This window comes from Candidatus Omnitrophota bacterium (genome assembly GCA_041648975.1).
Lineage (GTDB): Bacteria > Omnitrophota > Gorgyraeia > 2-01-FULL-45-10 > 2-01-FULL-45-10 > JAQUSE01.
Window position 1 is genome coordinate 1 of record JBAZNZ010000017.1, and the last position, 20,982, is coordinate 20,982.

Annotated in this window: 19 protein-coding genes and 1 rRNA gene; all 20 read right to left on the reverse strand. The window is 49.0% G+C overall.

Annotated elements, in window-relative coordinates; genetic code table 11:
* A 16S ribosomal RNA gene (locus WC592_06120) occupies positions 1 to 687 on the reverse strand; the annotation flags it as partial.
* A 390-nt stretch (positions 688 to 1,077) separates the two neighbouring features.
* A complete protein-coding gene (tyrS, locus tag WC592_06125; GenBank protein ID MFA4982025.1) occupies positions 1,078 to 2,337 on the reverse strand; it encodes a tyrosine--tRNA ligase in 1,260 nt (419 codons plus the stop codon).
* 11 nt (positions 2,338 to 2,348) lie between these two features.
* A complete protein-coding gene (locus WC592_06130) occupies positions 2,349 to 2,876 on the reverse strand; it encodes a DUF2148 domain-containing protein (GenBank protein MFA4982026.1) in 528 nt (175 codons plus the stop codon).
* A 6-nt stretch (positions 2,877 to 2,882) separates the two neighbouring features.
* The gene (locus WC592_06135) at positions 2,883 to 4,496 is read right to left on the reverse strand and encodes a 30S ribosomal protein S1 (GenBank protein ID MFA4982027.1); all 1,614 of its coding nucleotides are present in this window, start codon (positions 4,494 to 4,496) and stop codon (positions 2,883 to 2,885) included.
* A gap of 120 nt (positions 4,497 to 4,616) precedes the next feature.
* Entirely contained in the window at positions 4,617 to 5,480 is an 864-nt protein-coding gene (locus WC592_06140) for a 4-hydroxy-3-methylbut-2-enyl diphosphate reductase (GenBank protein ID MFA4982028.1), read from the reverse strand.
* A 25-nt stretch (positions 5,481 to 5,505) separates the two neighbouring features.
* Positions 5,506 to 6,105: a lysophospholipid acyltransferase family protein gene (locus WC592_06145; protein MFA4982029.1), complete on the reverse strand. Its 600-nt coding sequence runs from the start codon at positions 6,103 to 6,105 to the stop codon at positions 5,506 to 5,508.
* A gap of 29 nt (positions 6,106 to 6,134) precedes the next feature.
* Positions 6,135 to 6,815 (reverse strand): (d)CMP kinase, encoded by a 681-nt coding sequence (cmk, locus tag WC592_06150; GenBank protein MFA4982030.1) that lies wholly within the window; start codon positions 6,813 to 6,815, stop codon positions 6,135 to 6,137.
* Positions 6,799 to 7,662 (reverse strand): prephenate dehydrogenase, encoded by an 864-nt coding sequence (locus tag WC592_06155; GenBank protein ID MFA4982031.1) that lies wholly within the window; start codon positions 7,660 to 7,662, stop codon positions 6,799 to 6,801. The genes cmk and WC592_06155 overlap by 17 nt, the downstream gene beginning before the upstream one ends.
* On the reverse strand, positions 7,659 to 8,675 hold the full coding sequence (gene aroF / locus WC592_06160) for a 3-deoxy-7-phosphoheptulonate synthase (protein MFA4982032.1): 1,017 nt from the start codon (positions 8,673 to 8,675) through the stop codon (positions 7,659 to 7,661). Before aroF ends, WC592_06155 begins: the two co-directional genes overlap by 4 nt.
* A gap of 69 nt (positions 8,676 to 8,744) precedes the next feature.
* The gene (hisC, locus tag WC592_06165; GenBank protein ID MFA4982033.1) at positions 8,745 to 9,848 is read right to left on the reverse strand and encodes a histidinol-phosphate transaminase; all 1,104 of its coding nucleotides are present in this window, start codon (positions 9,846 to 9,848) and stop codon (positions 8,745 to 8,747) included.
* 150 nt (positions 9,849 to 9,998) lie between these two features.
* On the reverse strand, positions 9,999 to 11,069 hold the full coding sequence (pheA, locus tag WC592_06170) for a prephenate dehydratase (GenBank protein MFA4982034.1): 1,071 nt from the start codon (positions 11,067 to 11,069) through the stop codon (positions 9,999 to 10,001).
* Between the two features lie 136 nt (positions 11,070 to 11,205).
* Positions 11,206 to 11,859 (reverse strand): SMC-Scp complex subunit ScpB, encoded by a 654-nt coding sequence (gene scpB, locus WC592_06175; protein MFA4982035.1) that lies wholly within the window; start codon positions 11,857 to 11,859, stop codon positions 11,206 to 11,208.
* Positions 11,846 to 12,649 (reverse strand): segregation/condensation protein A, encoded by an 804-nt coding sequence (locus tag WC592_06180; GenBank protein ID MFA4982036.1) that lies wholly within the window; start codon positions 12,647 to 12,649, stop codon positions 11,846 to 11,848. The genes scpB and WC592_06180 overlap by 14 nt, the downstream gene beginning before the upstream one ends.
* Positions 12,650 to 12,790: 141 nt before the next feature.
* A complete protein-coding gene (gene trpS, locus WC592_06185; protein ID MFA4982037.1) occupies positions 12,791 to 13,771 on the reverse strand; it encodes a tryptophan--tRNA ligase in 981 nt (326 codons plus the stop codon).
* 97 nt (positions 13,772 to 13,868) lie between these two features.
* Entirely contained in the window at positions 13,869 to 16,082 is a 2,214-nt protein-coding gene (gene infB / locus WC592_06190; protein MFA4982038.1) for a translation initiation factor IF-2, read from the reverse strand.
* Complete coding sequence (gene nusA, locus WC592_06195; protein MFA4982039.1) at positions 16,079 to 17,284, reverse strand: transcription termination factor NusA; 1,206 nt, start codon at positions 17,282 to 17,284, stop codon at positions 16,079 to 16,081. The genes infB and nusA overlap by 4 nt, the downstream gene beginning before the upstream one ends.
* 180 nt (positions 17,285 to 17,464) lie before the next feature.
* Positions 17,465 to 17,911 (reverse strand): ribosome maturation factor RimP, encoded by a 447-nt coding sequence (gene rimP, locus WC592_06200; GenBank protein ID MFA4982040.1) that lies wholly within the window; start codon positions 17,909 to 17,911, stop codon positions 17,465 to 17,467.
* 244 nt (positions 17,912 to 18,155) lie between these two features.
* The gene (locus WC592_06205) at positions 18,156 to 18,938 is read right to left on the reverse strand and encodes a His/Gly/Thr/Pro-type tRNA ligase C-terminal domain-containing protein (GenBank protein ID MFA4982041.1); all 783 of its coding nucleotides are present in this window, start codon (positions 18,936 to 18,938) and stop codon (positions 18,156 to 18,158) included.
* Positions 18,823 to 19,890, reverse strand: coding sequence for a proline--tRNA ligase (proS, locus tag WC592_06210; GenBank protein MFA4982042.1), 1,068 nt, complete (start codon positions 19,888 to 19,890; stop codon positions 18,823 to 18,825). Before proS ends, WC592_06205 begins: the two co-directional genes overlap by 116 nt.
* A 17-nt stretch (positions 19,891 to 19,907) precedes the next feature.
* Positions 19,908 to 20,975 (reverse strand): flavodoxin-dependent (E)-4-hydroxy-3-methylbut-2-enyl-diphosphate synthase, encoded by a 1,068-nt coding sequence (ispG, locus tag WC592_06215; protein ID MFA4982043.1) that lies wholly within the window; start codon positions 20,973 to 20,975, stop codon positions 19,908 to 19,910.
* Positions 20,976 to 20,982 lie beyond the last annotated feature (7 nt).

A 20,982-nucleotide genomic window follows, 5' to 3' on the forward strand; every position in this document is an offset into this window, starting at 1 on the left:
ACACCGGGAATTCCGCTTTCCTCTCTGTCGCTCAAGCAAATCAGTATCGAATGCAATTCCTTGGTTAAGCCAAGGGATTTCACATTCGACTTAACTCACCACCTACACACCCTTTACACCCAATCAATCCGAGTAACGCTTGCCACCTCCGTATTACCGCGGCTGCTGGCACGGAGTTAGCCGTGGCTTCCTCTGCCGGTACTGTCACCCGGCGGCTTTGTTAGAGCCCCCGAGATTCCTCCCGGCTAACAGTGCTTTACGACCCGAAGGCCTTCATCGCACACGCGGCGTCGCATTGTCACCCTTTCGGGCATTGCAAAAGATCCTCGACTGCAGCCTCCCGTAGGAGTCTGGGCAGTGTCTCAGTCCCAATGTGGCTGACCATCCTCTCAGACCAGCTACCCGTCAAAAGCCTTGGTGAGCCGTTACCTCACCAACAAGCTGATAGGACGCGAGCTCATCTCCAAACAGTAGGCCTTGCGGTCCCTACTTTTTATCACAGCTCGATGCCGAGCCGTGGTCTTATGCGGTTTTAGCCTCGGTTTCCCAAGGTTGTTCCCCATTCGAAGGTAGATTGCTCACGCGTTACGCACCCTTTTGCCACTATCCCTTGCGGGATCGTTCGACTTGCATGCCTAATCCACGCCGCCAGCGTTCACTCTGAGCCAGGATCAAACTCTCCAATTGTAAATATGGATAAATTCGATCTTGGCTTATTCCCACAATATATTATTGTAGGGGCTTGGTCGGTTCAAAACTCGTTTACGAAAGAGCAGAAACAAAAAATCCGCCCAGGGGACGGATCTTTAAATCCTTCGACAGGCTCAGGATTTAATCCTGAGTTACATCGAAGGATTAAACAAAAATAGCGTCGTGACGACGCTATTGAAGTTGCATCCTCTGATACCTATTCTATTCCAAAATTGTCAAGGCGAAGTGATCAATACCTTCTCCCCTTTTTGCCATATGTTAACGCTTAATGGCGTGGTATCAATATAGCATATTTCGAATTTATGTCAAGCGTTTTTTTAATAAAAAAGTTACTTTTATTTTTTCAAAGATATTTATGGACATTCTTTAATTTAACGTTATTTTTCTAAAGTTTTTTCCTAATCTTACCTTATATGTTTTGCCACACTTGAGACTACCATCAAAATTATCTTGCCTGATGCCATCTACCTCAACAGCGCCTTCCAATATTTTCCTCTTTGCATCGCCATTACTTTTCGCAAGGCCGGAGGCACATAAAGCCCAGACAAGCGGAACTTCTATCTCATTTACTTCGAAATCTTTTTTATCTGTTATATTTTTATAAAAATTTAAAAATTCTTCATGAGATATAATCTTTTCTTGAGCATCCTGCGGAAAGCCCTTATCTTTGAACGCTCTGTCAAATTCCTCAGCCTGTTTCAGGGCCTCTTCTTCACCGTGGTATTGGGATACTATTATCTTCGCCAGATTGACTTTCGCGGCCTTAGGGTGGAGTGAGCCCGCCGTAACATCCGCCTTCACTTTAGCGACGTCCTCGTCGGTCAATAATTCATAATACTTATACATGAGCTCATCGGAAACGGACATGAGCTTGCCGAACATATCCTTGGCGCTCTCGTTGATACCCACGTAGTTACCGAGCGATTTCGACATCTTATTGACGCCGTCCAGGCCCTCGAGAAGCGGCATCGTCAGGACTACCTGCGCCTCCAGGCCGTATGATCCCTGGACATCACGGCCCACAAGAAGATTGAACCTCTGGTCGCTGCCGCCAAGCTCAACATCAGCCTTCAGAGCCACGGAATCATACCCCTGAAGCAGCGGGTACAGGAATTCGAGCATAGTGATATTCTTCTGCTGTTTATACCGGTTCGAAAAATCGTCGCGCTCGAGCATCCTCTGGACGGAATAACGCGCCATGAGCTCGCCTATCTTCACGATATCCATCTTTCCTAACCATTCACTGTTAAAACGGATCTCTATCTTTTTGACGTCGAGGATCTTGGATATCTGGCGTTCGTATGTCTTCGCGTTCTCCTCGACCTCTTTTTTTGTCAATTGCGGCCTGGTCTTGGAAACACCGGAGGGGTCGCCTATAAGCGCGGTATGGTCGCCTATAAGGAATACGACTTTATGGCCGAGGTCCTGGAAATGGCGCATCTTCCTCAAGAGAACGGTATGCCCCAGATGGATATCCGGGGCGGTGGGGTCAAAACCCGCCTTTATAACAAGAGATTTATTCGTCTTTATGGCGCGCTCGAGCTTCTTCTTCAGCTCTTCGAGCTGAATTATATCGACAGTCCCGCGCTTAATGAGTTCCAACTGTTTATCTATATTCTTTTCCATATGGTCAAAACCTACTTACGGTCGAAGAATGGATTCTTTCCTGTAACGCTAAGCGGTAACCCCAGGGCCTGCTTCACATCTTTCGATAAAAGTTCCAGGGCCAGCGCCGCTTTGCCGATGGAATACATTACCCTGTTATCGACATGCAGCTTTCCGGCTACCGAAACGGCCGATGAGATAGAGATGCCGAGGTCTATGGAATTATACGAGCATACGCCCGGCCCTTTCTTCAATTCGTCGCAGGTCGTATATCCGCAGAACCCGCAATTCAATCCTGCCGGATTTGACTTCACGCCGATGATCACGACAGCCGGAGAACCGGCTATCGCATTGGCGTCGCGTTCCATGCTCGGCCTGGAATTCGACTTAGCGAGTTCCTTCATCTTCTTCGTCAACTTCTCCACAGAAGCCGCGTCATCGATAACTATTATCTCTATATTATCGATGCCGCGCGTCTTCGGCGCGGTCCTCGCCGCAACGGCCATAAGCTGGGAAACGCCGACAACCGCAGACCTCTCCAATTCGGGCGATCTTCGCATTACCGGTTAAACTCCCTTCAAACTGAGCGCTATCTTATGCTGGATGGAATCGACCTTCAAGACCTTGACCTTAAACTCATCACCGACCTTGAACTTCTCTTCCAGTTTTTCGCCTTCGGACAGCGGTATCTCGGAAATATGCGCCAATCCTTCCAGGTCTCTATCTATCTCTACGAACAACCCGAAATTGGCGACTTTGGTGACCTTACCGGACATTACCGTATCCTGGATATATTTGGCCGCTATGTCATCCCACGGGTCGGGACTCAGCTGCTTAACGCCGAGAGATATCCTCCTGTTCGCGGCGTCGACAGCAAGGACTACCGCCTCGACCTTTTCGCTCTTCTTGAAGACGTCCTTCGGATGCCCTATCCTCTTTGTCCACGAGATATCGGAAACGTGGATAAGGCCGTCAATACCGTCTTCCAATTCAACGAAAGCGCCATAGTCGGTTAGGTTCCTGATCTTCCCTTTAACCCTGGTTCCGACCGGGTATTTCGTCTCCACTTCAAGCCACGGATTCGATTCAAGCTGCTTCAAGCCCAGGGATATCTTCTTATTATTCTTGTCGACATCCAGGACCTGGACCTCGATGCGATCCCCTATAGCGAGAAGCTCATTCGGGCTGGCATACTTCTTCGTCCAGGAAAGTTCGGAGATATGAAGAAGCCCCTCAACCCCCTTTTCCAGTTCTACAAACGCGCCATACGGGACAAGATTAACCACGATCCCTTTTATTTTGCTTCCGGAGGCGTACTTTGTGTCTACCGTCTCCCATGGATTCTGCGTTTTCTGTTTTAATCCAAGGGAAACCTTTCCGCTGGCTGTGTCGAAATCCAGCACTACTACTTCTATATTATCGCCTATCGCAAGGACCTCGCTTGGGTGCGATACTCTGCCCCAGCTCATGTCGGTTATATGCAAGAGCCCTATTATCCCGGCCCCAAGATCGACGAACGCGCCGAAATCGGTTATGTTGCGGACTATGCCGCTGACAGTCGAGCCTTTCTGGAGGTTATCGAATATCTTCTTCTTGTCCTCATCTTTCTGAGCCTGTAACGCGTCCTTGCGGGAAACGACTATATTCTTCCTGGCCTTGTTTATCTTCACGATCTTGAACGGGAAAGCCTGGCCTATGATCTGGTTAAGGTTCCCGAAATTCTTGAGCGATGCAAGGCTGGCCGGCAGAAACGCCTCGACCCCGATGTTCACCATGAACCCGCCCTTTACTTTCTTCGAGACCTTACCGTCCACCATATCGCCTTCGCCGTACCTGGCGATAACCATCTCCCACCCGACAGCGCGCTCGGCTTTCTGCTTTGAAAGCACCACCATGCCGTTCTCATCTTCTTTCGACTCCAGATACACGTCCATCTCGTCTCCGATCTTGATAGATTCCGGATCGGAAAATTCAGATATCGAGATGGCCCCTTCGGATTTATAGCCAATATCAACGATGACGTCTTTAGCGGTAACGCCTATCACCTTGCCTTTGACGATCTGCCCCTCTTTGATATTTGCTATACTATCCTGGTACAGTTTCGCAAAATCCGCAGTCGCGCTCACCCCCTCTTCATCTTTTTCCAGCTGTTCTACATCGTTATTGTTTTCTTCGACCATTAACGAAACAACCCCTTTCTGTGTTTGAATTTGACTACACGTTTAAGTTAAAAATTAAAACTCAAAAAGTAAAAGTTATGTGTCGCTAAAGCGACCCTGCATATTTAGGTCCGAAGGACATTACACTTTTGCCTTTTTACTTTTACCTTTTAACTTTATTTTGCTTACTACCTGTCTTACTACCCACTCGGGAGTCGACGCGCCGCTCGTTATGCCTATAGTATAACCTGGCATGAACTTTTTCCCGCGCAACTCGTTCTTACTCTCCACAAGAAACGACCTCTTTAACACTTCCTTACATACCTCAAAAAGCCTTTTGGTATTAGCGCTATCTTTCCCTCCGACCGTCAACATCACATCGACCCTTCTGGCCAACCGTCTTGCTGCCCCCTGCCTCTCTTCAGCATCCTTGCATATGGTGTTGAATATCCTGATCTCTTTGGGCCTCTTCTCTATTATCGTTTTGACAACATCCAGGAAATTGTCCGTCGATTGCGTCGTTTGGGATATTATGCTTACTCTGTCGCTGTGCCGCACTCTTAAGCGGGCAGCCTCCTTCTTGCCCTTGACCACCGATACGCCGTGTTTTACAAAATCTACCAGCGCCTTAACTTCCGGGTGGTTCACATCCCCTACTATCACCACCGCGTATCCTTCGTCGCTCAGGCGCTTGGCTATCCTCTGGGCGTTCAGGACAAACGGGCAGGTCGTATCTATCAGCCTCAGCCCCTGTTTCGATATGCGTGCGGCTATCTTAGGGCTTATCCCGTGGGACGATATCACGATCGTCCCTTCCTTAATACCGCGTATATCTTTTACGACCTTTAACCCTTTACTTGACAGATCGTCTACTACCTGCGCGTTATGTATTATCGATCCGAGAGAATATATAGGCCCCCTTTTTTTCAGGGCGGCCTGAGCCATCTCTATCGCCCTTTTAACTCCAAAACAGAACCCTATCTTCTCGGCCAAGACTATTTTCACCCAGCCCTTTCTTCCTAATTTAGCGCTACTCATAGAAAGGACTGGGTTCATACTTATCTTTTAAATTGGCTATCCTCAGCATTATCTCGTCGCTGATCTTCTGGTACGATTCCTTATCCCTTTTTCCGTAATAACTCTTATCAAATATTATCGGTTCCCCGATGAATACGGCCACAGGGTGACGTCTTAGAGTATTCAATCCTCTCGGCAGCGCGTCGAACGAACCGGCTACATAAGCCGGCACTACAGGCACATTCGCTTTCGTTATGATGAAACCGACGCCCGGTTTGGCGTCCTTCAATTCCCTATCCTTTGCCCTGGTCCCTTCCGGGAAGATCACGAGCGGCTTACCGCTTGCCAGTACCTCAAAAGACTTCTTGAGGGCGCCCAGATCTCCGCCATGCCTCTTCACCGGGAACGCATGGACTTTTCGCATTGTCCAGGCAAAACACGGTTTCTTAAAAAGGTTATCCCTGGCCATAAAGTTCAGGCTTCGGTATACGGAGGTGCCGAGTAATATAGGGTCGAAATAGCTCACGTGATTGGAGACCATGATGAACGCGCCCTTTTCAGGGACATTTTCGCGTCCTACGACCCTGAGGCCCAGATACAACTTAAAAAACACCAGAAAAAGAGCCCAACCCAAAAAGTACATCATTTTTTTTCAGAGATATGTGAGAATAACTTTTCGACGACTTCATCGATCGAAAGACTGGTCGTGTCAACTACCACAGAATCCTTCGCTTTCTTTAAAGCCCCCACGGCGCGTTTCATATCAGATTCATCGCGCTCTATTACGTCTTTCAGTATCTCTTCCAGCTTGACTTTCCGGCCGGAGCCCAGAAGTTCTTTATACCTGCGCTTCGCTCTCTCTCCGGGATCCGCGTCAAGATAGAATTTGTAATCCGCGTCAGGGAATACTACGGTGCCTATATCCCGGCCTTCAAGCACAGCGCCCTGCCTCTCGCCTATGGAGCGCTGCAGTTTTACCATCTCATGCCTGACGCCCGGGACGCGCGCTATGAACCTTACCTTACTCGTAAGTTCGGGTGTCCTTATGGCCAGGCTCACATCCTTACCGTCGAGAAAGACCTTCTTCGATCCGTTTTCGTCTTTCAGGTCTATCGCCGTAAAGCGCGCCATAGCTGTCAAAGAATCACCGTCATCCAGATCCATGCCGCCATTTATCGCTTTTAACGTCAGCGCCCTGTACATGGCGCCGGTATCTATATATAGAAGCTCCAGCTTCTCGGCCAATCTTTTCGATACTGTGCTCTTGCCGCTGCCTGCCGGCCCGTCTATAGCTATTATCAGGCTTTTACCGCTTCTTTCCATATATAACGAATTTATCCCGCTTCGCTTTCGAACGCCGCAATATGCGGACCAGCTTCCCGTAATCTCCGTCAGACAAGGCCTTTTTTATCGTATTGAAATAGTTAATGAATAATTTCCCGGCCTTAACAACCTCCGCCTTGTTCGTCATAAATATGTCGGCCCAGAGTTCAGGGTCGCTCGACGCCACCCTGGTCGTATCCTTAAATCCCTCCGCAGCGTAAGCGATCTCCTTAGCCGGAACTGCCCCTGCCAGGCTGAAGGCTATAATATGCGGAAGATGGCTTATGAGAGAGACGCTCTTATCATGCCTTGAGGGGCTCATCACTTCGACCTCGGCGCCCAATGCCCTCCAAAACCTGGTCACTTTCCTTAACGCGCTTCTGCGCGTCTTCACCGTCTTTACGACTATGCACGGCGCGCCTTCCATCAGGTCGTCTCTTGCGAATTCCACTCCAGTATGCTCTGAACCGGCCATAGGATGAGAGCCGACGAAAAATATCCCTGAACGGCTTGTCATCTTATCGATCTGGGCGGTGATCCATCTCTTCGTGCTGCCTACATCGGTTATGATAGCGCCTTCTTTGGCAAAATCGACCGCGTCGCGCGCTAAGAGCGGTATGGATGAGACCGGCGTCGCGAGTATGATAAGGTCCGCGTCGTGCATTCCATCCCTGACGCTCATTGTGCCCTTATCTACAGACTTGCGCTTCAGCGCCTTCTTCATCGTGGAACTACGCCTGAAGACGCCTGTCACTTCCTCGGCCAGGCCGCTCTTTTTTACCGCAAGGCCGATAGAACCGCCGATGAGACCTACGCCGATTATCGTGACCTTGTTGAACATCCTCATATTTCCCGTCCTACCGCCTCTGCCACTCTTCTCAATTCAGTCATCAGTTTCGCGAAATTAGACGGATACAGGGATTGCTCGCCGTCGGAGAAAGCCTCCTCGGGATTAGGATGGACCTCGATGATCAGGCCGTCCGCTCCGGCCGCAATACCCGCTTTCGCGCAGCTCCCGACAAGCCCCCATCGCCCTGTAGCGTGTGAAGGGTCAACGATTATAGGAAGATGACTTAAGTTCTTCACCACCGCAACAGCCGCTATATCCAGCGTAAAACGGGTCGCGTCCTCAAACGTCCTTATGCCCCTTTCGCACAATACCACATTAAAATTTCCCTCCGAAAGGATATATTCCGCCGACATGAGGAACTCTTTTATTGTATTCGACATGCCGCGTTTCAAAAGCACTGGTTTTCTGGTCTTGCCGACCTCCTTAAGGAGATTAAAATTCTGCATATTCCTGGCCCCGATCTGGATGATATCGGCATACTTTAACATTATATCGATATCCCGCACGTCCATAAGTTCCGTAATGATCTTTAAGCCTGTCTCCTTCTTTGCCTCAGCCAGGAGCTTTAGGCCTTTCAGGCCCATACCCTGGAACGCGTACGGAGACGTCCTCGGCTTGAAAGCGCCGCCCCTCAGTACCGTCGCACCGGCCTTCTTTACCTGCTTCGCGATCTCTATTAAAAGCTTTTTGTTCTCTACGGAACATGGGCCGGCCATGACCGCGATCTTCTTCGATCCTATCTTGACGCCGTCGCCGATATTTACTACACTGTCCTCTTTCTTAAAATCCCTTGAGGCCAGCTTATAAGGCTTCAGTATCGGCATCACCTTTTCTACGCCGGGAAACACCTCTAAAGGCTGGGTCCTTATAAGCTCTTCCTCTCCGATCACGCCGACGATAGTCCGCTCGACGCCTTTCGAGATCCACGGTTTCAGGCCAAGCTTCTTTATCCTGCTTACAAGGTGGTCCAGGTCACTTTTAGTCGCGTTGGGCCGTAATACAATTATCATGCGGCAACTCCTTGTAATAGTAAGTCGTAAGTTATAAGTTTTAAGCTAGTTGTAAAATTTACTTACTACTTACAACTTACGACTTAAAACTTTCTTCAGCGCTCTTATGAACTTCTCGTTCTCTTTGCGCGTACCGATCGTAACGCGTATCAACGTATCAAAACCCCATGCCTTCATGTCGCGCACTATCACGCCTTCCTTCAGGAGGCTTGCGAATACCTTTTTGCAGTCCGCCTTTGCGTCGATGATCACAAAGTTCGTCGCGCTGGCCACATAGGAAAGCTTCATCTTGCGGAATTCCGAATAGAGGAATTTCTTTTCCCGGCCAACATGTGCAAGCGTTCTCTTCAGGAACGCCTTGTCGTCGAGCGCGGCTATCGCCGCCGCCTGCGCCAGGAGATTAACGTTAAAAGGCTCTCTCGTCCTCTCCACATAACTGATCACTTCCGGACAGGATATGCCGTAACCGATCCTCAGACCCGCAAGACCATATACTTTTGAGAAAGACCTGCTCACGATCAGATTCGGCATATCGAGATAATCAAGCCCGTTGGGGTAATCCTTCTTTTCATAATCGGCAAATTCAAAATACGCTTCATCCAGGAAAACGATCGTCCTGGAAGGGATCCCCTCCAGGAAATTTTCCAGCTCGGACTTCGTCACATAGGTGCCTGTAGGATTATCGGGATTGGCGATGAAGACCATCTTCGTCTTCTCCGTTATGGCCTCTTTCATGGCTTTCAGGTCGTGCTTGAGATCTCTTGCCAGCGGCACGAACCTTATCTTCGCGCTGTGCAGCTGCGAGACTATCTCATATATCAGGAATGTGGGCTTAGCTATTACAACCTCATCCCCTGAATCAACGAACGTCCTTACGGCCATCCCTATTACCTCATCGGAACCGTTCCCTAATATTATGCCATCCTCATTAACGCCCAGGAATTTCGCCAGTTTCTTCTTCAGGTAAAAAGCCGACGCGTCCGGATACCTGTTTATATCCTTGATGCTTTTTCTGACCGCGGCAACTGCTTTAGGGGACGAGCCGAGGCAGTTCTCGTTCGAAGCGAGTTTTATGACCTCTTTCAACCCCTCCTCCCGCTGGACCTCCTCTATGGGCTTTCCCGGGACATAGTTGCGGACATTTAGTATATTTTGGCGGACGATATTCTTCATTGTATAACCCTTTTGTGTAATGTTTAATGTGTAACGTGTAATGTGGATTTAATGGCTAATTGTGATGCAAATAATTACTTGAGCGAATTTTCCATTACACATAACCGCATTACACCAGCATTACACATCGCACTTTGCACATTACACATATTACACGCTATCCCCGTTCGGATACGAACCGAGGACCTTCAAGTACGACGAATGCCTCTTAAGACCCTCTATCGCTTTCTTTACTTTCATATCTAAGTAATGGCCTTCCAGGTCGACGAAGAAGTAATACTCCCACGCCCTGACCCTCGACGGCCTCGACTCTATCTTCGTCATATTTATCTTATATTTTTTGAACGGCACAAGCATGTCATGCAGTGCGCCTGCCCTGTCCTTAACCGAGAACATCACAGACGTCTTATCGTCTTTCGTCGGCTTTGCGTCGGTCCTGCCTATAACGAGAAAACGCGTCACATTATGCGCGGCGTCTTCTATGCCTCTGTAAAGGACCTTAAGCTTATACTTCCTTGCGGCAAGCTCACTCGCTATGCAGGCAGAGCCGCGTTCCTTCGCGGCGATAGAAGCAGCCTTCGCCGTGCTGGAGACCTCGATAAGTTCTGCCTTAGGCATATTCGATTCAAGCCATATCCTGCACTGCCCGAAAACCTCCGCCTTGGAATATATCTTCTTTATATCTTTCTTGTTCGCCGCATTCGATAACAGGCTGTGCGATATCTCCAGATATATCTCCGAACATATCCTTAGCTCGGAATCGGCGAACATATCGAGTGTGTGGTTCACCGCGCCCTCTATGGAGTTCTCTATCGGGACGACCCCATAATCTGTCCTCCCCTTTTCAACCTCGCTGAAGACGTCTGTTATGGTGGAACAGCTTTCATAGTTCACACTCGACCCGAATTTTTTCATGCTTGCCAGATGCGTGAAAGTGAACTCCGGCCCTAAATACGCTATCCTGATGGGCCTCTCCAGCTGCAGCGCGCTCGACATCACTTCCCTGAATATCGCTTTTAACGAATCGTTGGATATCGGCCCTTTGTTTTGCGATAGCAGATTACTATAGACGCTCTTCTCTCTGTCCGGCGCATAGATCGACTCCTTTGACTTACCTTTTATCCTGCCTATGTGCAGTATGACTTCCGCCCTTTTGTTCAAAAGCTTCAGTATCCCGGCGTCTATCGCGTCGATCCTTTTACGTAAGAGCTTCAGGTCCACCCAGCCCCTCCTTTTTGGTATCGATGTTCATTTAATCCTATTTAATATAGCCATTTTGACATAGAAATTCTTACCATTATATGCAATAAAATTTTAGAAGGGGCTGGGTCCATTTACTTTACCCTCCCCGCTCGTCTTAAGCCTGCGCATGAGCATGATCTTGCCCTGCCGTCTCTTGCGGCTCGGCGCTCTCTTGCGAAACAAGCTTTCCCGTTTCAGCGTTCACTATATCGGCCTTTTCTTTCTCCTTAACGAAATCGAGATCACTCTCCTTAAACTCTTTCAATTTAGGAAGCTCCTCGAGCGATTTCAGCCCAAAATGCTGCAGGAATTCGGCTGTAGTCCCGTAAAGTATCGGCCTGCCAGGCGCATCGAGCCTGCCTTTCGTCTTTATAAGCTGCCTCTCTTCAAGAGTGCTCAGGACGCCATCCACGCTGACCCCTCTTATCGCCTCTATATCGCTCCTCGTCAAAGGCTGTTTATAAGCTATTATAGCCAGAGTCTCCAATGACGGGCCTGTCAGCTTGTCAGGCGGCCTTTTATAAAGCGCCGATATCCACCGGCTGTATATAGGGTCCGTCAACATCTGGAACCCGCCCGCTATCTCCTTTACGCTGAAGCTCCTGCCGGAAGCGGAATATTCCTTATTTATGTCTTCTATGATGGCCCTGACTTCCGTGGGCTCTACATCCTTTAAAACATCCTTCAGCGTATCTATCGATACGGGCTTATCGCTCACAAAAAGGAGCGCTTCAATTATCCTCTTCCTCTCTTCTCTATCCATTGTCATTACCGGGCTCTTTCTGCTCTGCCCCTCCCTCTGCTTTCGTTTCCGCAACAGGAGGCGCAGGGTTGATAGCCTCCACGTTCCTTTTGATCTCTATTTCTCCGAAATGCGCCGCCTGCCCCACCACAACCTCTTTTATCTTGATAAGTTCCAGGAGCGCGAGAAATATCGTTATGATCTCGGCCTTGTTCTTGGCCGCCTTAAATAGTTCCGTGAATAATATCGTCTTCTTATCGACGAGCATGTGCAGTATGTCGTGGATCTTATCGGATACGGTAAACTCGTCTTTAATTACCTTATAAAAAGCGTCTTTCGGTATATCCTTCAGGACCTTGGTAAAAGCCGTTATGAGATCGAAAAGGCTTGCTTCAAAAAAATCGTCTTCAGCGGGTACATAATCGTCCAGGTTGGCGCCGCTGGAGCCCACCCTGGCAAAAAAATGTTTATGGTGCGACTCCATCTGCAGAAGCTCGGAAGCCGCCTCTTTGAACTTTTTGTATTCAATCAACCTCCGGACAAGTTCGGCGCGCGGATCCTCTTCCTGCGCCTCCTCTTCGGTCTCATCCGGCGGCAGCAATAGCTTTGACTTTATGTGCATCAAGGTCGCCGCCATCACAAGGAATTCTCCGGCTATGTTAAGGTCCAGAAGCTGCATCAGCTCAAGATACTCAAGATACTGGTCCGTTATCTTTGCTATCGGTATATCATATATGTCGACTTCTTCTTTCTGGATGAGATAAAGAAGAAGGTCGAGCGGCCCTTCGAAGACCTCTAATTTGACTTTATATGTCATGATTTGATATATGCGTTCACTTTTGTGTAATGTGTAAAGTTTAATGTGTAATGTTGGTGTAATGCAGTTATGTGTAATGGTAAATTCTCTTCCATTACACAGTAATCCATTACACTCGCATTACACATTACACATATAACATTACACAAAGTTGATAAGTCTTTTCACTTCGCTCATCGTCTCAGCAGCGGCGGCCTTCGCTTTACCCGCGCCCCGGACAAGGATATCTTTCACGTCCGCGTCCGAGATTTTCGCTCTCCTGACCCTTATCGGCTCAAGATTATCTATAAGGATCTTCGCAAGCCTCCTCTTACATTCGGTACATCCTATGCTCGCGCCTTCGCACCATTCCCGCGCATCTTTCTTCGTATCGCCGTCTGCGAACGTAGAAAAGTAACTGAATACATTGCATATATCGGGATGGCCCTTATCATTCAGTTTGATCCTTTGCGGATCGGTTATCATCTGCGCCACTTTCTTCTCTATCATCTCGGGAGCGTCTGAAAGCGAAATAAAATTACCATAACTCTTCGACATCTTCCTATTGTCCAGGCCCAGTAATTTTGCCGTCTTGGTGAGTAACGGCGCCGGCTCCGGAAAAAGCTCTTTCTTATATAATCCGTTAAACCTGCGTATTATCTCTCTCGTCAATTCGAGATGCGGCACCTGATCTACGCCCACCGGTACGGAATTGGCCCTATAAACCGCTATGTCCGCGGCCTGAAGGACCGGATAGCCCAAAAACCCGTATGTTGTCAGCTCCCTGCCTTTTATTTCGCGCAGCTGCTCTTTGTATGTCGGGCATCTCTCGACCCACGCTAACGGCGTGATATCGGAAAAAACCATAGCAAGCTCGAGATGTTCCGGCACGTGCGACTGAACAAAGATGACCGCCTTATCAGGGTCGAGGCCCGCTGCCACAAAGTCCCTGACCATCTCATAGGAATTCTCGCTCATCCCTCCGGGGTCTTCGTATTCGCTCATGAGCGCGTGCCAGTCGGCTATCATGTAAAAACAGAGATACTCGTCCTGCAGCTTCACCCAGTTGCCCAATGCGCCTACGAGGTGGCCGAGATGTAATTTTCCCGTCGGCCTCATTCCGCTTAAAATTCTTTTTCTCATCGCAAACCCGTACTTTAGTAGTAAGCTATAAGCCGTAAGCTGTAAGTAATTTTAAAACTCTAAAATTCCATTTCATATAATTTTTACCACTTACGACTTATGGCTTTTTCGAATCCAGTCTCCGCGCGACCTTCTCTATCTGGTATATCTCTATCAGATCGCCGACCTTTATATCATCATGCCTGTCGAGGCCTATACCGCATTCGACGCCCTCAGCGACCTCGCGCACATCGTCCTTGAACCGCTTGAGCCCCGATATCTTGCCTTCGTACACGACCTGTTTGTCCCTGATCAGTTTCACCACCCCTGCGCGAACCATCTTGCCCTTGACCACCGTGCATCCGGCTATCGTCCCGGCCTTCGTGACCCTGAAGACCTGCTTCACGGAAGCCCTGCCGACGAAGACTTCTTTCGAATACGGCTCGAGCAAACCTTCCATGGCGGCGACAACATCCTGTATCGCTTCATATATTATCCCGTATGCTTTTATCTCTATGCCCTCTTTCGCGGCCAGTTCCTGCGCGCCTTCTTCCACTTTTACATTGAACCCTATGACAACGGCATTCGATACGACCGAGAGCATTACATCCGATTCGTTGATATTGCCGACATCGGCGTGGATAATATCTATCTTCACATCTTTCGTATTCAATTCCAGCAACGATTTCTTCAATGCCTCCACGGATCCCTGGACGTCACCTTTTAAAAGAATAGCGAGCTCTTTTGCTGTGCCTTCTTTCATCTGCGAATAGAAATCTTCCAGAGTCACCCTCTTGGCCGTCTTCAGCTTACGGGCGCGCGCCTCATCCTGTTTCAATAGTGACAGGGTTCTCGCCTTCTTCTCGTCTTTTACGGCAAAGAATTCATCCCCTGACATCGGGACGCCCGACAATCCGAGTATGCTGACAGGCTTCGATGGGGGCGCCGATTCGATGCGGTTGCCCAGATGGTCCATCATAGCCTTGATCCTGCCGTAATGCATGCCGGTAAGCACCATATCTCCGACACGCAAAGTTCCGTTCTTAACAAGTATCGTAGCTACAGGCCCTTGCCCGCTTGAAAGCTTTCCTTCTATGACAACGCCGCGCGCTCTAAGGTGCGGGTTTGCCTTCAGCTCCAGCAACTCTGCCTCCAGGAGGAGCATCTCGAGCAGGTTCTCTACGCCTTCTCCGGTCTTGGCCGATACGGGTACAGTTATCGTCTTCCCGCCCCAGTCTTCCGCCATCAGCCCGACCTGGGAAAGCTGGCCCTTGACCTTATCGATATTAGCGCTGGGAAGGTCGCACTTATTAAGTGCAACGACGATCGGAACGCCTGCGACCCTCGCGTGATCCAGAGCCTCTTTTGTCTGAGGCATTACGCCGTCGTCGGCCGCAACGACCAGAACGACTATGTCCGTCGCGTTCGCGCCGCGCGCCCTCATTGCCGTGAACGCCTCATGGCCGGGCGTATCGAGGAAAGTAACCGAACTATTCTTGAACTTTACTTCATAAGCTCCGATATGCTGGGTTATGCCGCCTTTCTCCTTATCCGCAACCTTTGTCTTTCTTATAAAATCGAGAAGACTCGTCTTGCCATGGTCAACATGGCCCATGAATGTGACCACGGGAGGACGGCCCGCGATATGCTTGATATCCTGTTTCTCCTCAAGCTCCCTGTGTTCTTTTTTGATCTGGTCCTCTATTTTCGGCGGCCTTTTGAAATCTATCCCGTAGTCCTTCAAGATCCCGATCACTATGTCTTCACCGAGGTTCTGGTTGATCGTGGCAAAGATATTCTTCGTCATCATCTTTCCGATCAGCTCATTAGCCTTCACTCCTATCTTGGACGAGAGATCTTTTACGGAGATGGGGATCTCGAATTCCAACACTCTCGCTTTTTCTTCCTCTTTAACGATTTGCGGTTCCGGGACAACCGGCTTTTCCGCAACGGCTGCCGCAACAGGAACTGCGGGCTTTGCGGCCGGACCTTGCGGCTTTTCAGGAAGCTTCGGAGCCTGGCACGGTTCTACTTTCACGGCCTGCGGCCTCACCGCTGGGGCTGCGCTTTTCGGTACCGCAACCGGCGGCTTTGCCGCCGGAACTTGAGTCTTTACTGCCGGCTTCGGTTCAATTTTCGGCGCTTCGACAACCTTCTTCTCTTTGATAACGGCAACTTTCTTCTTTACAGCAACGACTTTGACCGACTCTTTTTTCGGTTTCTGCTTTGTTGTATGAGCGGGTCTTGGCGACAACGCTTTTACCGGCTTTGAGACCTTCTTTGCCGAAGCTGCCTTTGCCTTATCCTTGGAATCTTTGGGTTTTTTTATCATTTCATCCCTTTGGCTGAATTGATTATCTTCTCAGCCGTCTTGGGCCCTATACCTTCGAGTCTCTTCAGGTCTTCTACGGCCAGACTCCTGATCTTTTCCACTGTATCATATCCGGCCTCTATCAATATCTTCTCGGTCTTCGCGCCGACGCCGTCGAGCTCGGAAATATTCGTAAGGCTTTCCGCAACTGCGGGCTCTGCATCCTGTTCGGATGGCCCTTCTATAACGGCCTCCTTAAGAACCTCTCCCTCTTTGGCGGGCTTTGCCTTTTCCTCTTTGCCCCTTATATCCATCTCCCATCCGATAAGCCTGGACGCCAGCCTGATATTCTGGCCGTGTTTGCCGATTCCTATCGAAAGCTGGTCGTTAGGGACGATCACTTCGATCTTCTTATTGGCTTTATCGACTCTTATCTCCTGTATCTCGGTAGGGCTCAATGCCGCCTTCACATATTCTTTGATGTCGTCGCTCCACCTGACTATATCGACGCGCTCGCCCTGCAGCTCCCTTACTATGTCCTTTACCCTGGATCCTCTCATGCCGACACACGCGCCGACCGCGTCCACCTTTTCGTCTTTAGACCACACGGCAAGCTTCGTCCTCTCCCCGGCATCGCGCGATATGGACCTCACCTCAACTATCCCCTCCGCTATCTCGGGCACCTCTATCTCGAAAAGTTTTTTGACGAACATCGCGTCCGATCGAGAAAGCATTATCTGGGGCCCATGCGACGTCTTGTTGACCTCAAGTATATACGCGCGAATCCTGTCGCCCTGTTTATAGCGTTCTTTGGGGCATTGCTGCGACCTCGGCAATACAGCCTCCGTCTTCCCAAGGTCTATTATCAAGTCGCCTTTTTCGAATCTATGGACAAGCCCGCTCGTTATCGTCCCGACTCGTTTTTGATAGTCTTCAAACACTATGTCGCGTTCGGCCTCTCGTATCTTCTGGACGATGACCTGTTTTGCCGTCTGTGCGGCTATCCTGCCGAATTCAGCCGACTTTATATCTTTTCCTTCGCTCAATATCTTTATCTCGCCGGTAGCCCTGTCGATAGTAGCCGTTATTTCGGCCTCTTTATTCCCGAGAATCTTCCGGGCAGCGCTGGCAAGGGCAGATTCAATAGCCTTGAACAGAAACTCCTTATCTATCCCTTTTTCGCGTTCCATATGTTCCAGGACTGTTAACAATTCTTCATTCATCTTTCACCTCGTAAACACTTTTGTGAAATGTGTAAAGTTGAATGTGTAATGTCAGTGTAATGGAAATATGTGTAATGGAAAATTCGCTCTAATTAGTATTTGTTTTGCATTACACGATAATCCAGTACACCTGCTTTACACATTACACATAAAACATTACACAAAGTTGCCGTCAGTCATTTAAAACTCTAATCTCAACCGTGCCCTGGCTATCTTGTTCTTAGGTATAACGGTGCTCATCCCGTTCGACTCTATGACCACATTCTCTTTATCCATTCCGACGAGTTTCCCTTCATGCGTCTTCCTGAGGTCGATAAGCTCGAAAGTGGATATATCAAGCTCTTTACCCATGGATCGCTCAAAATCCCTGTCGGTTATTATCGGCCTGTCAAGCCCTGGGGAAGAGACCTCCAGTATATAACGGTCCTTGATCATCTCCTCTTTATCCAATAAACCGCTTAAATAGCCGCTAAGATCTTCACATTCCTTTATGCTGATACCTTCGGGCGTGTCGACCAGAAGTCTAAGGGTCAAACCTCCCTGCTCGCGCTTATAAGTGATCTCCACCAGCTCTATGCCTTTTTCCTGTAAATAGCTGTCTATCAATAACTTGACGCGTTCTGTCATGTCCATATTTTAATCCTGGATTTTTGTCCCGAAAGATGGCCATTATCAAAAATTATATGCCTCTAAAAGGTATCTTTCGGGATTAAATTAGCCCCAACACAAAGACATGCAGCAACTTATGTCGGCCTTCGGCCTTCCATAAGTTGTGGGCTAATCTAACAAAAAAAAATGGGTTTATTGAACTAAACCCACTTTCCCCCCTTTACGAAAGTATGAATATTTATACTATAATAAGGGTATCATGTCAAGAAATATTTTTTATGGACTTAAGGTGGGATTCCAGGTCCTGAGACTTGACCTCATCGACCTTTCCGGTCTTCCTGTCTTTCACTTCCACAATGCCCTTCTTGGCATTGCGCTCGCCTATAACGATCTTTATTGGTATTCCGATCAGGTCTACGTCTTTAAACTTAATTCCTGCTGAGATCGACCTGTCGTCATAAAGGACATCGTATCCGTCTTTCGTAAGGTTATTGTAAACCTCATCCGATAGCTCTTTCACCTTCTTGTTTTCCGCGTTTAGCGCCAGGATAACGATCTGATAGGGCGATATTGCCGCCGGCCAGATTATGCCGTCTTTGTCGTTTGACGTCTCTATTAGGCTTGCGATTATCCGGTTTACGCCGATACCATAACAACCCATAACGACTATGTTCTCTTTACCTTCCTTATCGAGGAACTTCGCGTCCAGCGATTGTGAATATTTTGTGCCGAGCTTGAATGTATGGCCTATCTCTATCGCCTGCTTTATCTCTACCGGCTTTCCGCAGGAAGGGCATCCGTCGTCCCTGGTTATAACCCTCAAATCGCCGAACTCCTTTACCTCAAGATCCCTGTCCATATTGACGTTTATGAGATGCGCGTCTTTCTTGTTCGCGCCTGTGATGAAATTGACCATATTCTTAACGCTGTCATCCGCAATTATCCTGACAGAGCGGAGCCCGACCGGGCCGGAGAAACCTACCGGCGCGCCGGTCGCTTCTTCGACGGTCTTTACGTCCGCAAGTTCGAGGACTGCGCACTTCAGAAATTTTTTCATTGGCTTCATGGTCACCCCTTATAAGCACCGCGATTATCCTGTCATCGGCTTTATATAGAAGTGTTTTGACGAGTCTCGACGGTTCGGTCTTTAGCAATTCGGAAACTTTTTCGATCGTAGTAATCCCGGGCGTCTCAACCTCGGTTATCGGCATTTTCTTCTCTTTTGAACCCTTGCCTGCCCCGCCTCTTGTTCCGGTTCCGGCGGGGCCCTTTGCCTCATCTTTACACGCCGCTACCTCTGTGCTCGCTGCGTACGAACACTTGGAGCAGACGACGATCCTGTCCTCACCCGCTTCCGACGGGACCATGAACTCGCAGGATGCGCCTCCTCCCATCATCCCGGGATCGGCTTCGACGGCGACATACGGAAGTCCGCACCTTTCGAATATACGGCAATACGCCTCATGCATCTTCCGGTAACTCTTCTCCATGCCTTCGGCGTCGCAGTCAAAGCTGTAAGCGTCCTTCATTATGAATTCGGATGTCCTCATAACGCCGAACCTAGGCCGCGGCTCATCCCTGAATTTTGTCTGTATCTGGTAAAATATCTGGGGCAGATCTTTGTAAGAGCTTATGTTGTTCGCCACAAGGTCTGTTATAATCTCTTCGTGGGTAGGGCCGAGGACGCACTCCTTGCCGTGGCGGTCCTTGAACTTTATGAGGACCGGCCCGAGCACATCGTAACGGCCTGTCTTCTTCCATATCTCCGGAGGATGTATTGCCGGCAGAAGCACTTCCTGGGCGTCTTTCGCGTTCATCTCTTCCCTTATGATCTTTTCGACTTTTTCTAGAACGCGAACGCCTAGCGGAAGATACGAATAAGCCCCCGAGACGAGCTTCCTTATAAAACCGCCCCTTACCATAAGCTTATGGCTTATGACCTCAGCGTCCTGCGGGTCTTCTTTCAATGTCGGTATAAAAGCCTGTGTCCAGCGCATAAAATAGCTTTCAGCCGTCAGCTATCAGCTTTCAGCTTAATGAATTTTAATATCTCTTTTACAAAGTCCGATTCTTTTACTCTCTTTACAATTTTACCGTTTTTGAACAGCACACCTGATTTTTTCCCGGCGGCTATACCTATATCAGCCTCTCGAGCTTCCCCCGGACCATTCACCTCGCAACCCATAACTGCGATCGTAAGCGGACGTTTAGCTGTAAGCGGTAAGCTGTAAGCTGTAAGTTTACGCTCTAACTCATTGACAATCGCTGCCAGGTTGACCTGGCAGCGGCCGCACGTCGGGCAGGATATCACGTCAGGGCCAAAATTCCTCAAGCCTAACGAGCTCAATATTCGCTTACCCGCGATCACCTCTTCTACCGGATCACCCGTAAGGGAGACTCTTATCGTATCGCCTATGCCATCTAAGAGAAGCGCCCCAATCCCTATAGACGACTTCACTATACCTTTATCATATGACCCGGCCGCCGTAACCCCCAGATGGAGCGGATAGTCGCAAAGTTTGGCCATACGCCTGTATGACTCGACCGTTGAGACTACATCTGACGCCTTAAGCGATATGATTATATCACGAAAGTCGAAATCCTCAAACAGTTTGATATATCCGAGCGCCGCGTCAACAAGAACGGACGAATTACCCTTTCCCCGCACCTTAATGACAGATCCTGAATTAACGCCTATCCTCACCGGTATCCGAGCCTTCTTCGCTGCCTTGATTACCGCCGCGATCTCGTCCGAATCGCGCATGTTACCGGGATTAAGGCGTATCTTGTCCGCCCCGCCGGCTATCGATTTGAGAGCCAGGCGATAGTCAAAATGTATATCACATATGAGCGGTATATTAATGCGCTTCTTTATCGCCCTGACAGCCTCGGCGTCCATAAGGTTCTTCACGGCGACGCGTACAATATCGCAGCCGCACTTCTCCAAAGCGTTTATTTGCGATACAACGCGGCCGACATCGGCAGTCTCTACCTTTGTCATCGACTGGATAGTGACGTCAGCGCCGCCTCCGATCTTCACTCCGCCTACATTTACCTGTCTGGTCTTTTTTCTATTTATCATCGAGTTA

Coding starts and splice junctions, on each gene's coding strand:
- trpS (MFA4982037.1), bottom strand. CDS start 13,771: ATGAGAAAAAGAATTTTAAGCGGAATGAGGCCGACGGGAAAATTACAT.
- WC592_06180 (MFA4982036.1), bottom strand. CDS start 12,649: ATGACATATAAAGTCAAATTAGAGGTCTTCGAAGGGCCGCTCGACCTT.
- ispG (MFA4982043.1), bottom strand. CDS start 20,975: ATGATAAATAGAAAAAAGACCAGACAGGTAAATGTAGGCGGAGTGAAG.
- tyrS (MFA4982025.1), bottom strand. CDS start 2,337: ATGGAAAAGAATATAGATAAACAGTTGGAACTCATTAAGCGCGGGACT.
- nusA (MFA4982039.1), bottom strand. CDS start 17,284: ATGAATGAAGAATTGTTAACAGTCCTGGAACATATGGAACGCGAAAAA.
- cmk (MFA4982030.1), bottom strand. CDS start 6,815: ATGGAAAGAAGCGGTAAAAGCCTGATAATAGCTATAGACGGGCCGGCA.
- WC592_06155 (MFA4982031.1), bottom strand. CDS start 7,662: ATGAGGATGTTCAACAAGGTCACGATAATCGGCGTAGGTCTCATCGGC.
- proS (MFA4982042.1), bottom strand. CDS start 19,890: ATGCGCTGGACACAGGCTTTTATACCGACATTGAAAGAAGACCCGCAG.
- scpB (MFA4982035.1), bottom strand. CDS start 11,859: ATGACAATGGATAGAGAAGAGAGGAAGAGGATAATTGAAGCGCTCCTT.
- infB (MFA4982038.1), bottom strand. CDS start 16,082: ATGATAAAAAAACCCAAAGATTCCAAGGATAAGGCAAAGGCAGCTTCG.
- hisC (MFA4982033.1), bottom strand. CDS start 9,848: ATGAAGAATATCGTCCGCCAAAATATACTAAATGTCCGCAACTATGTC.
- WC592_06135 (MFA4982027.1), bottom strand. CDS start 4,496: ATGGTCGAAGAAAACAATAACGATGTAGAACAGCTGGAAAAAGATGAA.
- rimP (MFA4982040.1), bottom strand. CDS start 17,911: ATGACAGAACGCGTCAAGTTATTGATAGACAGCTATTTACAGGAAAAA.
- aroF (MFA4982032.1), bottom strand. CDS start 8,675: ATGATAATTGTATTACGGCCCAACGCGACTAAAAGTGACCTGGACCAC.
- WC592_06130 (MFA4982026.1), bottom strand. CDS start 2,876: ATGCGAAGATCGCCCGAATTGGAGAGGTCTGCGGTTGTCGGCGTTTCC.